General features: G+C 41.2%; 10 protein-coding genes and 1 rRNA gene. 2 read left to right on the top strand and 9 right to left on the bottom strand.

From position 1 onward, the window contains the following. Positions 1–16: 16 nt before the first annotated feature. On the bottom strand, positions 17–796 hold the full coding sequence (locus tag AACH28_RS16490; RefSeq protein ID WP_341831025.1) for a hypothetical protein: 780 nt from the start codon (positions 794–796) through the stop codon (positions 17–19). A gap of 267 nt (positions 797–1,063) precedes the next feature. Here AACH28_RS16490 and def point away from each other — a divergent pair, with 267 nt between their 5' ends. Then, on the top strand, positions 1,064–1,645 hold the full coding sequence (gene def / locus AACH28_RS16495) for a peptide deformylase (protein ID WP_088163356.1): 582 nt from the start codon (positions 1,064–1,066) through the stop codon (positions 1,643–1,645). 166 nt (positions 1,646–1,811) lie between these two features. Here def and AACH28_RS16500 read toward each other — a convergent pair whose 3' ends face one another. From AACH28_RS16500 to AACH28_RS16535, 8 genes are all read right to left on the bottom strand, one after another. Continuing rightward, positions 1,812–2,423, bottom strand: a complete 612-nt coding sequence (locus AACH28_RS16500; RefSeq protein WP_075990355.1) for a trimeric intracellular cation channel family protein — start codon at positions 2,421–2,423, stop codon at positions 1,812–1,814. A 97-nt stretch (positions 2,424–2,520) separates the two neighbouring features. Then, a complete protein-coding gene (locus AACH28_RS16505; protein WP_341831026.1) occupies positions 2,521–4,884 on the bottom strand; it encodes a GAF domain-containing protein in 2,364 nt (787 codons plus the stop codon). Positions 4,885–4,896: 12 nt separating this feature from the next. Next, positions 4,897–7,497 carry a hypothetical protein gene (locus AACH28_RS16510; protein ID WP_341831027.1) on the bottom strand — a complete coding sequence of 867 codons (2,601 nt, stop codon included), beginning with the start codon at positions 7,495–7,497 and terminating at the stop codon, positions 4,897–4,899. 2 nt (positions 7,498–7,499) lie between these two features. Further along, positions 7,500–8,396, bottom strand: a complete 897-nt coding sequence (locus AACH28_RS16515; protein WP_341831028.1) for a hypothetical protein — start codon at positions 8,394–8,396, stop codon at positions 7,500–7,502. Positions 8,397–8,516: 120 nt separating this feature from the next. Next, complete coding sequence (gene ppk1, locus AACH28_RS16520) at positions 8,517–10,538, bottom strand: polyphosphate kinase 1 (RefSeq protein ID WP_341831029.1); 2,022 nt, start codon at positions 10,536–10,538, stop codon at positions 8,517–8,519. Between the two features lie 174 nt (positions 10,539–10,712). After that, positions 10,713–11,897 carry a Pycsar system effector family protein gene (locus AACH28_RS16525; protein WP_341831030.1) on the bottom strand — a complete coding sequence of 395 codons (1,185 nt, stop codon included), beginning with the start codon at positions 11,895–11,897 and terminating at the stop codon, positions 10,713–10,715. A gap of 1,217 nt (positions 11,898–13,114) precedes the next feature. Next, positions 13,115–13,300, bottom strand: a complete 186-nt coding sequence (locus tag AACH28_RS16530) for a hypothetical protein (RefSeq protein ID WP_341831031.1) — start codon at positions 13,298–13,300, stop codon at positions 13,115–13,117. Continuing rightward, positions 13,278–13,490: a hypothetical protein gene (locus AACH28_RS16535; protein WP_112375125.1), complete on the bottom strand. Its 213-nt coding sequence runs from the start codon at positions 13,488–13,490 to the stop codon at positions 13,278–13,280. The genes AACH28_RS16530 and AACH28_RS16535 overlap by 23 nt, the downstream gene beginning before the upstream one ends. A gap of 508 nt (positions 13,491–13,998) precedes the next feature. Here AACH28_RS16535 and AACH28_RS16540 point away from each other — a divergent pair. Then, a 16S ribosomal RNA gene (locus tag AACH28_RS16540) occupies positions 13,999–15,528 on the top strand. The last annotated feature ends 61 nt before the right edge of the window (positions 15,529–15,589 follow it).

Genomic DNA, 15,589 nt, shown 5'->3' on the forward strand with positions numbered 1-15,589 from the left:
ATATACACAATTTAGCTTATTTTATGTATAAAATCATCTTGATGCTACCCATATTTTCTTTGGGAAAGCCATGGGGGAACTGCTCCCTAAGCCCCTTTAATTCATCTGTATTTCGATAGGTATACCGCTTTGTTCCTGTGATCCAAAAGTTAATAGGTGCCGTAATTTCTTTAGCAACAAACCCAATTTTTTCGAGCGAAGAGTGTTGGCTCCAATCACGATCGGTGAAAGTCATAATGTCTCCTGGCGAGAAATCGCTACAAAATGCTTTAATTAATTTGCTTAGGCCTCCTATAACATTAATACCTGTTTTATTACAAAAGCGTAATAATTCAAATGAGCGATAGTCTTCATCTTTATCCAGCATTCGGCGTCCTCCAGAGAATACCGCGACCGCGACAAGCTCTCCCTGTTCATAAAGGCCATAACGATACTTGCCGGGAAGAGCGGTTTGTAAATGATGTTCCACGAGGAACTGTAAACTCGTTCCTTTGTCGATCCGGGCAACTACAGTATTGCGTGCGTAGATGCGTTTGTCATTTTTTGTTCTAGAAACAATGCGCCTGACGATCAAATCAAACTTTGTTATTAATTGGTCCTCATCGATATGGATGCAGGGGTCGGAAGTATCACGCCTAACGGATTTGTCGTGAGGGTATAGTAAAATGTTAATTGTTAATTCCGGAGAGGATATTTGTATAAATCCATCAACCTGGCAAAATCCTAATGGGACTTCAAGAGCTTGCTCGAGCCTAAGCTTGAACTGCGTTGACAAATTTAAAAACGAAGGATCCATAAAACAAAAGTAACTTTTATGGAAGTTTTGACGAAATATTCAGTTTTAATAATTATCCGTACCTTTGTACCGAAAAATATAATGGTGCTAGAGGGTATCCTTGTTAAAAAAGTGCAATGACTCGGGGTGAGCAATTAACCTGACATGATCTGAAATAAAATCGTGCTGAAATTACAACAGGTGTCTAGTGATCTTTAAAAGCAAACAACGTGTAACGAACTCAGGTATAGCAATGAGTATCGGCACTTATAAATAATTATAATACATATGAAACTTCCGATAGTGGCGTATGGCGATCCTGTATTAAGAAAGGTCGCTGAAGAAATAGATGAAGACTATCCAGATTTAAAGAAATTGATTGATGATATGTTCGATACCATGTATGCAGCTCATGGTGTTGGGTTGGCAGCTCCACAGGTAGGCTTGCCTATACGGATGTTCGTTATCGACGCAACTCCTTTCGCAGAAGATGATGAAGAAAACAAAGAAGTACTCCAATCGTTCAAAAAAGTTTTCATCAATCCCATCATGGTTGAAGAGTCTGGTGAGAAATGGGCTTTCGGTGAAGGATGCCTGAGTATCCCAGATATTAATGAGGACGTATTGCGTCACAGAAATATTCGCATCAATTACTTGGATGAGAACTTTGAAGAACATGAAGTAGACTTAACAGGTTTGGCTGCCCGTGTGGTACAACACGAATATGATCATATTGAAGGTAAACTATTTACCGACAAATTGAGTGCCTTGAAGAAAACGATGCTGAAGGGTCGATTAGATGCTATCGCGAAAGGAAATATTCGCGTTGGTTATAAAATGAAATTTCCACAGCAAAAGAAAAAGCGTTAGTTCATACTAACGCTTTTTTTTGCGGCTTCTTCGGCATAAAATTGGTTGGAGATCAAGAATATCAGTGTTCTACCTACTGATCCATCCTTTTAATCTATTTTTGAGATCGAATCGGTCATCCAGTAGAGCGTGTTATAGAAATTTCATGCGCGAAGAAGAACATTCCTCAATCCAACCGAGGTAAATATAGACGATATTTAACGGCTGTCATTCGTATTAAAAATACAACAGCAGCCCCAATAAAGGCTGCCCAAGAAAGATCAAAATCGAGATGCACCAGCAAGATATATGTGAGACCTCCACCTAAACAGGCCGTAGCATATACTTCTTTTTTAAAGATTAAGGGGGTTTCGTTGAGTAAGACATCGCGCGTCATCCCCCCACATACCGCGGTGAACATTCCAAAGATAATGGCAGCATAGGTATTGCTTTCGTAATTGAGTGATTTTTGTACCCCTAGGATAGTAAAAAAGCTAATTCCGATGGCATCAAAAAGTGTCAGCGTGCGATAATAACCATACAACTGTTTGTTGAAGACAATGGCAATTAAAATTCCGAGGAAAATAGCAATGAGGTAATTGCTATCATTGACCCATACTGGGCGCAGATTCAAAAATACATCCCGCATCGATCCACCGCCAATGGCTGTCACAAAGCCTAAAAAGGCTGCCCCAAAAATATCAATATCTTTACGTTTTGCCGACAGCGTGCCTGATATTGCAAAAAATAAGGTGCCAAGCAAATCGCTTAGATAAAAATAGTTGGCATCAGTAATCATGGTAATCCTTTTTAAATCATTATATTAAAATCTCCAGTTGACGGTACCCCATATAGCTTAACACCAATGGGGATAAACTTCCCTTTATTGGACAAATTTAGGAGAAATCTTGATAGTTTAAATTCACCGAAAGGCGAATAGCTTTCAAACCCGCGATTCCCTGTACATCCTCCAATTTTAAATGTTCGATGGTATGCTCAATGATGCCCATGTCATAGATTGCCTTTATACTTAACATGAGGTCCTCCAGGATTTCATCCGATAAATAGACAATAGCAATTTTATTGACCTGGGTAAGTCGTTCTTTGGTTCGCTTTATCCGAATTTTGTCTATCCTTTTTTTGATTATTTCATAACGGATATTGAGTGATCCCTCTACATCAAACCTCCGTTCATCTTCCCGGAAGCTGATATCAATGCTATGTGGATTGATAAAAATCAATTGTGTTGTTTCTAAAGCCAAAGGCAGAATATCCTTTGTATGGTAAGCTTTCAGCGCAATTCTAGCCATAGAAATAATTTGCTGACGCCTAAATACATTGATAAATTCGTAGCTAAATGGCTGTTGTGGCGTGATGGATTCGCCGATATAAATATCATATTCAATACCGTCTGTCCTGAATTTTTGAAAATACGATGGGTAATTCCCTTGGATAAAGCTATTGAAATGGTCTAGTTCCTTACCGATCAATTGATTGATCTGGCGTAAAGAAGTTTCAAATTCATTCCTATAAAATTCACCGGTTTCTCGATTGGTGAAAAAATGCTTCGCATAATGTTCAATCACCTCTATTTTTGACGGAAATTGCTTTCTGGCTTCTTCTAAAAATGGCTGTACGTCTTTCCTAAAAAACTCAATGATCTTGACCATCGACTCATCAAAAGAAATATGATCAAGAGATTCTGTAATTTGATCAACACGTGCTGAAAAGGTCATAATCAACTTGTGCTTTCCATCTAAAGAGAGCTCATCAATAAGCATTGCGAGCTGTTTGACCTTGAAGCTAAAGTCTTTCAGAATAGAGGCGTTTCGTATGATCGTGGAGTCTTTTACATCGACAGCACCATAGAGCGGATAGACTTCTTCAAATACAACCGCTTTGATATGCGCATCCCGACTGTCGTTTTCCAGTTCCTGAATGTACTGGGCTGCGATATGGTTAAATTTCCACTGAACCGAGGGCTGTATGGTCGTAAACCGGTTGATGATGATATCGTCGATACGTTTTTTAAATTCTAGCGTGATATCCTGAGATAATTGTGATAAAAGCGGAACCAGAGAACCTAAGGCTTGCATGGTTTCACTGTCGAGCTGATCTTGTTCACGGCTGTATATTTCCAATATGCCTGAAAGAGAATGATTATGGATAAGTGGAATACACAGATAGGTCGTTACCCCCGAGCGACCAATCCGCTCGTCGAAAATAGATGTGGTATTTCGGAGGCCATTCGTCGCATTATTGGTATAAAATATAACATGCGGATGTTTTAGGTAGCCCGCAAGTTCAGGATTGATCTTGAAGGTTTTATTTGCGGTATACGCTTCCGCAATCAAGATGCTCTTATTGGTGATTGAATAATCAAAAAATGGGACCCCATTTAATTGGAATAACGGAAATAGACTAAATACGGTATCAGCCCCTTTTAATAGCGGTGTGATGATTTTTTCTAAATCAGCGAAAAAGAGGTGATAATTGTATGTAGGAAGGTCCAATAGAATGGACTGAATGCGGCGTAAAGTATGTTCTGTACTGGTCTTTCTGAAAGTTACAATACTAAAGCCCGATAACTCAAAATCTTCCAGTTTAACGGTATTGATAACGGTATTCCAATCAAAAAGCGAATCACTGGGGTTTTCCGATAAACGACCGATATCAAGTGTAGGCAGTGTTTTTTTTGCCTTGATCTCAACAAATTTGAAATCTATGTCCAAATCGTAATAATCCACGATCTCCCCCTGATCATTGAGTTGATGATAAACAATGCTGCTGTTTTCATTGGAAGAAAAGCCATACAGACGCTCGAAAATGAGGGTATAAAAGAGCTTTTCTTGATTAGTAAGAAGGCTTCCGGTGCGCATCTTCCCTTGAATTTCTTGCTCCACAAGCTGGTGGCTAGTTAGGTTGAAAAAGGCTTCCGTTCCATAGAAGGCTTCTTCTGCTAGGGCTGTTGTGAGTGCCCAGTACCTTTTTGGAGCAGTGTCAACCAACGATACGGAGAGGCTATAAATCAATTGCAGAATATCTTTATAGGCATTGAGGTTATGCTTGCAGAGTTTACCGTTGAGATGCTCTATTTCTTTGATGCGTTCCAACGCAAACAAAGGAATCATGTCATCCGAAGAAGTGCCATTTTCAATAAAAGATTCCAGGTATTTGAAAAATGGTTCAAAGTCTAGCCTGCCATTTGCATACCTATTGGCCATTTTCGCCGTTGTGAGTTGTACTTTCTTTATCTCCATGGATCGAAAATTTTAAAAGCGGAAACCTGTGCTGAAATAGGGATACCAACCTTCATTGGATTTCGTCATGACAAAATGCAAAGGAAGTGCATTGGCGACGATATAATAAATGCCTCCGCCCACACCTTGATGAAACTTATCGTTGTTATAGCCCTTTGCCCACACTTTTCCAACATCATACATACCCATTAGTCCAAATTCACCTGGAAGAACATAGCTTTTGACATCAATTACTTTGACACGAGCCTCTAGGTTATTGTAAAGCATCTGTTGACCTGCAAATCGATACTGGCGAAATCCCCTGAGATTTTCATGGCCGCCTAGAAATAGATATTGATAAAATGTAGGGTTCCCAACAACGGTGCCCCCTCCTGTTCTATTGGCGAATATAATGCCTTCATTGAAAGCGCTAAAGTAACCCGTCATTGCAGCACTTAACTGCGCTGAGTTTTTTGAGTACTGATTGAGTCCAAAATAAGAATTCAAAGCGGCTTCAATATATAGCCCTTTACTTGGGTTAATGTTTCGATTACGGGAATCTTGCGTTAAAAATGCATTGATACCTGCAAAAGCTTTGTCTTTGGTAATCGATAAACTATCGTAAGAATGTAAAGCTTGGGGATTTAAAATAAATCGATCTTGATTTTCAATCGGATCTAGGTGGTAAAATTGGATATGCGGACCTACGGCAAAGTTTAATGTAGCTGAAGGTTTCCACCTTAACTGTGGATTGACATTGAAAATATTGAATCTACTTCTGTAATATTTTGCACCATACTGTTCCTTTAAGAAGAGCGAGTTATTACCTACGCCAAAGAAATTCTGCGTGTTGTCAGGAGCTTTTGCTAGCGCATCGACAACAAGATCCGCATCCCCGACAACAGCTATCCATTCGCCTCTATAGTGAATTTTATAAGCTCCGGTCCGGAAGGCTGTTGCTACAGTCAGTTGTTGCTTATACGTAAAAGGATTTTTTCTAAATCCACGCTGATGTGTATAAGCAGCCCCCAGCCCGAGCGAAAAACCGTCATCAGCATTATAACCCGCAGTCACCAGAGGAAGCCAGGTGTTATATAGGTTTACAGGAACAAATTGCGTGTTGGTACTATCTTGTGCATAATGAAGCTTTATTTTGTTCTTCTCACCCAGTAAAGTGGAGTTTTTGGTATTCTCGTAAAGCTGTATTTTCGATTTGCTTTCGTTGATAACATAAGTCTTTGGCGTGCTATCTCCAATAATTCGGAGTTTAATCGGAGAATTTGCGTTATCGATGACAACAGAGTCTTTTCCCTCACCTAAATAGAGACGAATTTCTTTTGTTAGGCGGTCTTTATAGGTTTTGTCCATCAATGCTTTGGTGACCTTACCATCTTTATTGATCTTCGAAACTTTGACTTTCAGGTTTTTATTTTCCGTGCTGTGTATTTCTACTTTTTCGTTTTTGTCGCTGAGGTGAATATCGACAATGTTATTGATGAAATTATAATACTCTTCCATCGCTGAGGGTAGAGCATCACGACGGCTTTGAAGTGTTTTAAAAATTTGTTCCCCACGAATAGCAATGGACGACTGTGGCAGGCTACGTACCGACTCCCATAATACCGAATCTGTGAGACGTGCTACAAATTGCTTGACCTCTTTGGTCCATTCCTTGTGAGAAAGCTGGTTGCTCGGATGGGCATTTAAAAAACGCGATTTAAATAAAGAATAGCGAATATTGGGAATACCCGTCGTAAAACCTTGCATGACTGGGTTGACAAATTGCTGATAGATATCTTTCATCAGAAAACCTTGTGTGACACGCAGCGCCTGATCCCGATCGCGGGGAATAGGAATGTAGTCTTTATCGTGATCTGTGCTATCCTGATTTTCATTATACCAACGCCATTGATCCTCGTGTCGATCCCAATCGCTTACCAATACATCCAGCATTCTTGCGCGCAGATATGCCTTAGCTTTAAAGTTATCATCGTTATCTTCCTGTAGTTTTCGGACAGCTTTTGGGCTGTTGTCTGAATCACCAAGTGGTTCGCGTTCTTCTAGTAAAGCCACCGTATGCTCAAAAAGCGGTGCGTATTCCCCCAATATGCTGTCTTGTGCAACAACGCCGATGATAGGATGGGCATGGGGGACGTTCACGGCATTTGCCAAAGCAGGGATCATAAGCGCGGAATAGGGATGCTGGGCGCTGGTGGCATCGTCTAAGACATCCTGTACAAAGGTCCCATGGAGCTCCTCAGGTATGAGGGATTCAGTCCTTTTATTGACCGAACGTAGTGCCCATTCCCGGCCGATTGAATCCGTAAGTCGTAGGGAAACCGATTGCATCCCGCCTCCCTGTTTGACAGGATGCAGTCCCCCGTACAAGGTTGAAAGCTGAAGCAAAGGCAAGGTGGTTTCCGCGGCCCATTCTTTGCGGTAATTTTCGCCAAGTAAGAACTTCTTGAATTTACTGGCTTTACCATATTTTGCATTTGCAACGATGCTAACACTGTCCTTGATAACGGTTTGAGCAAAGGATTTGCCCTGATGTGCAGGGGACTGTGTATGCTTTTGTTGTGAATAAGCATGACTAGCAAGAAAAATAAGAAAGAATGGTACTACCTTTTGCATGCCTATTTTTGTTCAAATTTATAAATGATCCCTTTATCCTGATTACCGGCTTCGCTGCTGATGTAAAGATTAAATTTTGAATCAAAGTTAATGCCTTCAGGTTGAGGGAAAATCTTCGGGTCTAATGGAGAGAGTGATTTCACATGAAAATTCTCATCGGTTACAACAAGAGCTTTGTCTACAGAAGATAAGATATACCATTCCTTGCTGTCTGCTTTTTTAGCTAACGCCGAGGGTTTGAACGTTTTCTTAATTTTAGCATCAAATGCATGAAGTTCATCAAGCTGGATGGCAAATTCTCCCTTCGGCTGAAATTGACCACGCTCGTCAATTGAAAAGACATAACCCGAGGTTTGCGATTGTTTTTTGTCGACCTTACATTCTTTACATAATACGTATGCCTGGTTGCTTTCGCGGTCAACAAAAAGCCCTTCATACTCTCCTTTTGGAAGTAAATTTTTCTGTTCGACCACGTTTTTTATATCGTCCTTTTCGGCAATGGGAAAGGAATAGATGCTACCATTGCTCTTTAAAATAAAGAAATGTGTATTGCTTATCGAGATGTCCTCATAGTCGCCATCTTTTCCAAAAGGGTTGAACGTAACTTTTTGTGTCGGTTGGTTAAATTTATAAAGAAAGCCCTGCTCATCTTGAATGGCATAAATATCGTCATCCTGTCCCGCGAGAAAAGCTATTCCGGATATTTCTAACAATTCGTCGGGCAAACTCATCTTTATGCCCGAAGATAATGTATAGGGTATTTGTTGCTGTTTTTCAGCTTGAACATGAGCGGGTTTGTTGCTGTTTTCCTTGGTTGTATTATTCGGATTGCAGGCGAGAAAAATAACAGAAGCTAAACCTAATGCCATAGTTGTCAATATCGTGGGATTTTTCATCATTATATGATTAAATTTTAAATTGAGGAAGTCATCCGGTTTCTGAATGAGCTTACGTTCAATGATTATATTGTTGGGCTTTTAGGCTGTTCTTGTTGTAATGAGCTGCCTTGTTGAATAGCCCTATTGTCTCATGTTGCCTTTCAAATAATGAAGGATTTGTTGCTGAGAAACATTTTTCTGCTGTGTTTCTATTGCCTGATTTTGTCCGTGTTCATCCAGTAAAGTTGCTTCGGTGTCGTCTGCAAACTGAATATCGAATAACTCTTGTATTTGATGTGCTAATGCTAGATTCAGCAATGGAAAGCAAGTTTCTATACGTCGGTAGATGTTACGGTTCATCCAGTCTGCAGAGCCCAGATACGCGCTCGTTTGTGCTTGATATTGAAAAATAAATATTCTGCCATGTTCTAAATATCGTCCTACAATCCGTTTCACGACAATGTTGTCGCTCAATCCGGGTACTTGTGGTTTTAGTCTACAGATTCCTCTGACCAATAATTGCAGTTTTACCCCTGCCCGGCTCGCCTCATACAATTTATTGATTAACGATTCTTCTTCCAGATTGTTTAATTTAATTTTTATTGTAGCGCTGTCTCCGTCTTTAGCTGCTTGGATGGTCTTGTCTATCAGGGATAAAAATGTATGTTTGAGATTGAACTGTGCAATTAATAGATGGTTAAAAGACAGCTCATTTGGATGATTGGGTTTTCTCCGAGCTGGTAAAAACTCGAATAGCATGTCTAATTCGTTGGTCAATAGTTTATTTGAGGTCATAAGGAAGTAGTCCGTGTAGACCTTCGCCGTTTTTTCATTTAGATTTCCTGTGCCTAATAAAGCACTTTCTCGACCCTCTTTGCGTTTGACGAGCGCTATTTTGGCATGTACTTTTAAATTGGGGATGCTATACGTGATTTTGACGCCCTGTTCTTTCATTAATCGAGCCCAATGTATATTATTCGCTTCATCAAAGCGCGCTTTCAATTCGACAAATACATTGACTCTTTTCCCATTTTTTGCTGCGGTAGCCAGCGCTTGTGCAATATGCGAATCACCGGCGATACGGTATAAGGTCGTGTAAATCTCATCTACGGTTGGATCTATTGCGGCCTCATTAAAAAAACGTAGTATGGGATCGAACGATTCATAGGGCGTGCAGACCAACAGATCCTCTCGGTCTATTTGGTCAAAGATAGATTCCCTGAAATTCTGATTCTTATTGATTTGCAGCTGTTTTGGATAAGAAAGTTCTGCTGTTTTAATCGGAAATGAAAATAGATCTTTCAGATTGTGATAGTTTCCGCCTTCGACAATGCTACTTTTTCGCAGATCAAATAGTGTTGCCAATGTTTCAATCAGCTGTTTTGGCAGATTTGGCTGGAATAGAAAGCGTGTCGCATAGCCAAGATCACGTTTATTGACTTCCGTCTCAATTTTTTGGGCAATATCACCCTCAAATTCATCTTGGAGATTTAATTCCGCATCCCTTGTGATTTTAAAGGAATAGAAATTTAATGATGTATTTCTTATGGCTTCAGGAAAAAATGCTTTGATAATATCATCGATGAGTACGACATATTTATTCCCATTGATCTCACAGGTGAAAAAGCGGCCAATATGATTTGAAGGGACATTTAGAAAGAATACCACTCCAGTATTGTCGTCTGTAACGACGAAGTAGAGCTGATTGTTGATCGGAAAAAAAGAAGTATCATCAATTGGTATAATTTGGAGGTAGGAGGCAATTGTACTAAAGAAATATTGAGCTGCGAGGTCTTTTATTTCTGCTGGAATAGCTTGGTTGTAGATAAAGGATATATTTTCTTTTGCTAATTCTTGGATAATATCAGCTAGTATTAAGCCAAATTTTTCCTGTTGTTTGTTGATGGTTTTTGACGCTTTTTTATATGTGCCAATATCGATGTTCGGAATGAGCTCTCCAGGATTTTGTTTCATTATTTTTTTCCAAGCCATTAGTACAGGCATTCTAACCCGATAAAATTCATCCAGATTGGATGAGAAAATAGCGAGAAACTGTAGTTTTTCCAATAAAGGAACCTCCTGGCGACCAGCTTTGTCAAGTACCCTATCATTGAACGACAGCCAGCTGATGTCTCTGTTGATATAAAGATCTTTCTTCTTCATCCGTATAAATTTATGGTTATGGCAACATGCTTACAACAACATCAATTAAATGATGCAGTCTATTGGTCGCTAATGATTGATTTAAAGGCCGCATCTTTTTAAACAAAAGAAAGTATGGACATCATGACACCGGTATATTTCGCGTGTTTATAGGATCGCATTTAAAATATCATATTAAAATATGGTTGCGAAGACAAAAGAAACAACGGATATAACAAGGCCAAACATAAAAATTCCATATGCGTATCGTAGAAGTTTGTATTTTCGGCCTAATACCACACCTTGCGAATAAACATCCTTAGTGAGCATACCATATAGAAATTCCGAATCGACCATTACCTTCTGCATGCCCTCGTTGTAGTCGTCGAGTTTCATCTTGTAAAAGTTCCCAAAAAAGAGCAGATTGACGGATTTTTGTTTGATTTCCTCCTTTGAGAATTTGCCAGAGGGAATTTTGGGTATTGTTGATAGTATAGCCATGACCATGGTTGCTACCACGGCCGTTGTTAAGATAATTGTTGGGATAATAAGGTGTTCGTTGGCATCTAATTTCCGAAATAAGACAGCAATCACGACAGAAAGGATAATAGAATTGACCGTTAATAAGATGTTGGCCTTATTGTCTGCCATGTCGCTTAATCGCTGATTGTTTGAGGACGTAATCCGGAACATCGTTTCTATCCCACGTTCTGGCTTACCGCCTTTCTCCTTTTCTTTCTTGTCTTCTTTTTTACTTTCTTTATTTTTTGAGATGGATTTCTCCTGTTTTTTCTCCAGTTCTTCTAGATTTATCTCCTTTTTGGCATTAAGCTTTTGTTGCGCATATTCAGTATGGTAATGATGGCTCTTTAATAGTTTGATTGTGCCCGCCCGCCATACGTCTTTATCGATCTCCTTCCCCAGTACTGCTTCGGCTTCGGCTTTCATGAGTTTGTTTCTGTTAACGAAATCCTCATTCCCAAAATGAAATAGGTCCGCGTCACAGAGAATTTGTTCCAGCAGGTTTTTTGGATCCTGAGGCATTCTCGTTGCTAAAATGCAGCCTTTGATTTTTTCTTGTATGGCTTCCGGTATTCCCTTGTCCTGGAGAAAATTTAAAGCAATTTCGACACTTCTCTTTTCATGACCAATAGCATTGTCGGATTTTACGTAGCCGAGATCATGAAAGTAGGCGGCACTAATAACAATAAAGTGATCCTCCTCTCCTAGTTTATAGTACGATGAAATCTCCTCCGCCGCACGTACAACAGAACGTGTGTGTATCGTATTGTGAAAACAATGACAAACTGAAATATTTTCTGTAATATAAGTTTCAGCATATTCTTCTACCTGTTTTAAAAGCTGAGCATAATCTATCATGGACCAATATGGTTTTATTTGCAATAAAAGTATTTAATATCTTTAATTTCTTAAAAATAAGGTCTTCTTTTTTGTTATTTATTAACCTAGATCAAATTTACTGAAAAAAGCGTTATTCCAGTAGTTGTAAAATTGACTGTTATATAAGTAGATGAATTGCTCTTAAAACAGACCGCTAATCGGATGAAATATTTAGCTTTTACTAAAGAGTACCCAGACTAATGCTAATCAAGGAAACCTAGGTAAAGCCTATAATACTCGAGCAAACATTTACTAAGGCGGTCATTGAGCATGTCTCAGATTAATACCGTCGATAGGTAAAAACGATAAGATAGGGCGTCCAGAATTCGAAATTGGATTCTAAACTGGATCCTGATTCAACCCTATGTTGAGGCCGATGCGGGAAATCAGTAGGGTGAAATGCTTTTTTAGCCCTTTTTATGCTGTGTTACTCCGAGCATATAGCGCTTTTTAGTCATTATCCAGGGTTTATCCAGTTTTCATTCTGCCCCGAAAGCCACTCTAAGGACAGTTCAAGCGGGTTTTGAGCATAGCGTGACAGCGCTTACTGCGTGCCTAACTCGGACTCAACGCAGACTCACCTCGGGTTTAGTACGTATTCACGTGTGTCACTGATAAATAAACACAGCTTATGTGTTGCCTTAAACCAAGGGAGATAAGATAGCAAGGGTTGCTCCGCTCCATCGTTAAATTGGGGCATTCCCCTACGCTGCTCTGCTCCCAAATTCTTTTTGCGCCTTTGATAGTATGTTTTTCCGAGTTTTTTTCGTGTTTGCTGCGTTGCTACGGAGTTGTTCGGCTGCGGTTCAGTCTGGTATTGGCCTTTTTTAGGGGCATCCGGGGGACATGGTGGCGTTCGAAGCGTCATTTGTCCGTGCTGGCAGCGGGGTGAGTGCGGGCTTAGAGTCGGACTCAACACGGACTCAACACGGACAGAACACGGTTGCAGGGCAAATCTGCCCCGACCATGGTACGAAGCAGGGCTGGGAGGGTAGTCGGAGGTTCCTGCAGACCTTTGTCAGCAGCCGGAGCGTTGTCCCCGAGCGGAACCACCTTTCCCTAAATAACGAAGAGTTAAGGATGCCTTATTACTTAGGTTAGCTTTTGTCTATATTTAGCTTAGTATTAAGTTAGGTTTTATTTAGCTATAACCTATACTATACCTAAACAAAACCTAAATAAAACCTAAACTAAACCTAAGTAAACAGGTAGGAAAGTATAGCTGCAAAAGAAGGTATCCGGAGTGCTGAGTTCTGCCATTGTTCTGGCCCTACCGATATCCGTCCGTCCCCTGTTATATCCTGCGTTGCTGTTTCTTTCCGACGGCACAATTTTCCGGTCTTATCAATATTCACCAGTTTATAGGCTGCGCCTATGCGCATCGTCTTCGATTGGGCGTTGAGCCGAGCGGGCTACCAAAGAGATCCCGAGCTTAAGCAGATCGAGCAATACAATGTTCATCCATGTTTCCGCTGCGGAGCCTGTATCGAGTCCCGGTTCCCGTCCCCATTCTGTCCCGGAACCGGCCTTCCCAGCCTTCCGATCACCTGTTTTACAAAAAGAATCTCGCACCGTTACAGGTAGTTAAGGTGAAAATGAAATAAATAAGAACAAAAGGCTTGGAAGTTTATCTGTAAACTCCCTATCTTTGCACCACTCCGCAAGGGAGGGACGGTTACTTCGAAAGAAGAAACCATGAGAAAAAAGAAGGGTTTAAGGGAGTTTGGCAGGATTTAAAATCCCGCTGATTTTATTTTAAACGCGGAAATCGGAAAAAGAGAAAAGAAAAAAAACTTCAGAAAGTTTTTGGAAGTTCAGAAAAGATTTCTACCTTTGCAGTCCCAACGGAAACGAAGGGAAAAACAAAAAAGATAAAGAGGGCGCAATGCCATCGGAATATAGCGGATACGGAAGTTGAAGCGGCAAAAGTTCTTTAAGAAAACACAATCATGTAAGCGTGACGAGTAGACAAACGAAAGTCATGAACAAATTCAAGTAATTGTTCAATTCGATCCAAGATCAGAGATATAAAAAAAGAATTCTGATTATTATAAATAGTTGGAATCAAAAACTTCATTTTACAATGGAGAGTTTGATCCTGGCTCAGGATGAACGCTAGCGGCAGGCCTAATACATGCAAGTCGGACGGGATCCATCGGAGAGCTTGCTCGAAGATGGTGAGAGTGGCGCACGGGTGCGTAACGCGTGAGCAACCTGCCTCTATCAGGGGGATAGCCTCTCGAAAGAGAGATTAACACCGCATAACATCAACAGTTCGCATGTTCGGTTGATTAAATATTTATAGGATAGAGATGGGCTCGCGTGACATTAGCTAGTTGGTAGGGTAACGGCCTACCAAGGCGACGATGTCTAGGGGCTCTGAGAGGAGAATCCCCCACACTGGTACTGAGACACGGACCAGACTCCTACGGGAGGCAGCAGTAAGGAATATTGGTCAATGGGCGGAAGCCTGAACCAGCCATGCCGCGTGCAGGATGACTGCCCTATGGGTTGTAAACTGCTTTTGTCCAGGAATAAACCTAAATACGTGTATTTAGCTGAATGTACTGGAAGAATAAGGATCGGCTAACTCCGTGCCAGCAGCCGCGGTAATACGGAGGATCCGAGCGTTATCCGGATTTATTGGGTTTAAAGGGTGCGTAGGCGGCCTATTAAGTCAGGGGTGAAATACGGTGGCTCAACCATCGCAGTGCCTTTGATACTGATGGGCTTGAATCCATTTGAAGTGGGCGGAATAAGACAAGTAGCGGTGAAATGCATAGATATGTCTTAGAACTCCGATTGCGAAGGCAGCTCACTAAGCTGGTATTGACGCTGATGCACGAAAGCGTGGGGATCGAACAGGATTAGATACCCTGGTAGTCCACGCCCTAAACGATGATAACTCGATGTTGGCGATAGACAGCCAGCGTCCAAGCGAAAGCGTTAAGTTATCCACCTGGGGAGTACGCCCGCAAGGGTGAAACTCAAAGGAATTGACGGGGGCCCGCACAAGCGGAGGAGCATGTGGTTTAATTCGATGATACGCGAGGAACCTTACCCGGGCTTGAAAGTTAGTGAAGAGTGCAGAGACGCACTCGTCCTTCGGGACACGAAACTAGGTGCTGCATGGCTGTCGTCAGCTCGTGCCGTGAGGTGTTGGGTTAAGTCCCGCAACGAGCGCAACCCCTATGTTTAGTTGCCAGCATGTCATGGTGGGGACTCTAAACAGACTGCCTGTGCAAACAGAGAGGAAGGTGGGGACGACGTCAAGTCATCATGGCCCTTACGTCCGGGGCTACACACGTGCTACAATGGATGGTACAGCGGGCAGCTACATAGCAATATGATGCTAATCTCTAAAAGCCATTCACAGTTCGGATTGGGGTCTGCAACTCGACCCCATGAAGTTGGATTCGCTAGTAATCGCGTATCAGCAATGACGCGGTGAATACGTTCCCGGGCCTTGTACACACCGCCCGTCAAGCCATGAAAGTTGGGGGTACCTAAAGCATGTTACCGCAAGGAGCGTGTTAGGGTAAAACCGATAATTGGGGCTAAGTCGTAACAAGGTAGCCGTACCGGAAGGTGCGGCTGGAATACCTCCTTTCTAGAGTATCGAAGATCGGTGCTCGTCACGTTACATATGATTGCAAGAAGAAAAAACATCA

Origin of the sequence: Sphingobacterium thalpophilum, from assembly GCF_038396785.1 — a bacterium.
Taxonomy (GTDB): Bacteria; Bacteroidota; Bacteroidia; order Sphingobacteriales; family Sphingobacteriaceae; genus Sphingobacterium; species Sphingobacterium thalpophilum_A.

Coding starts and splice junctions, on each gene's coding strand:
- ppk1 (WP_341831029.1), bottom strand. CDS start 10,538: ATGAAGAAGAAAGATCTTTATATCAACAGAGACATCAGCTGGCTGTCG.
- AACH28_RS16505 (WP_341831026.1), bottom strand. CDS start 4,884: ATGGAGATAAAGAAAGTACAACTCACAACGGCGAAAATGGCCAATAGG.
- AACH28_RS16530 (WP_341831031.1), bottom strand. CDS start 13,300: ATGCGCATAGGCGCAGCCTATAAACTGGTGAATATTGATAAGACCGGA.
- AACH28_RS16500 (WP_075990355.1), bottom strand. CDS start 2,423: ATGATTACTGATGCCAACTATTTTTATCTAAGCGATTTGCTTGGCACC.
- AACH28_RS16525 (WP_341831030.1), bottom strand. CDS start 11,897: ATGATAGATTATGCTCAGCTTTTAAAACAGGTAGAAGAATATGCTGAA.
- AACH28_RS16510 (WP_341831027.1), bottom strand. CDS start 7,497: ATGCAAAAGGTAGTACCATTCTTTCTTATTTTTCTTGCTAGTCATGCT.
- AACH28_RS16515 (WP_341831028.1), bottom strand. CDS start 8,396: ATGATGAAAAATCCCACGATATTGACAACTATGGCATTAGGTTTAGCT.
- AACH28_RS16490 (WP_341831025.1), bottom strand. CDS start 796: ATGGATCCTTCGTTTTTAAATTTGTCAACGCAGTTCAAGCTTAGGCTC.
- def (WP_088163356.1), top strand. CDS start 1,064: ATGAAACTTCCGATAGTGGCGTATGGCGATCCTGTATTAAGAAAGGTC.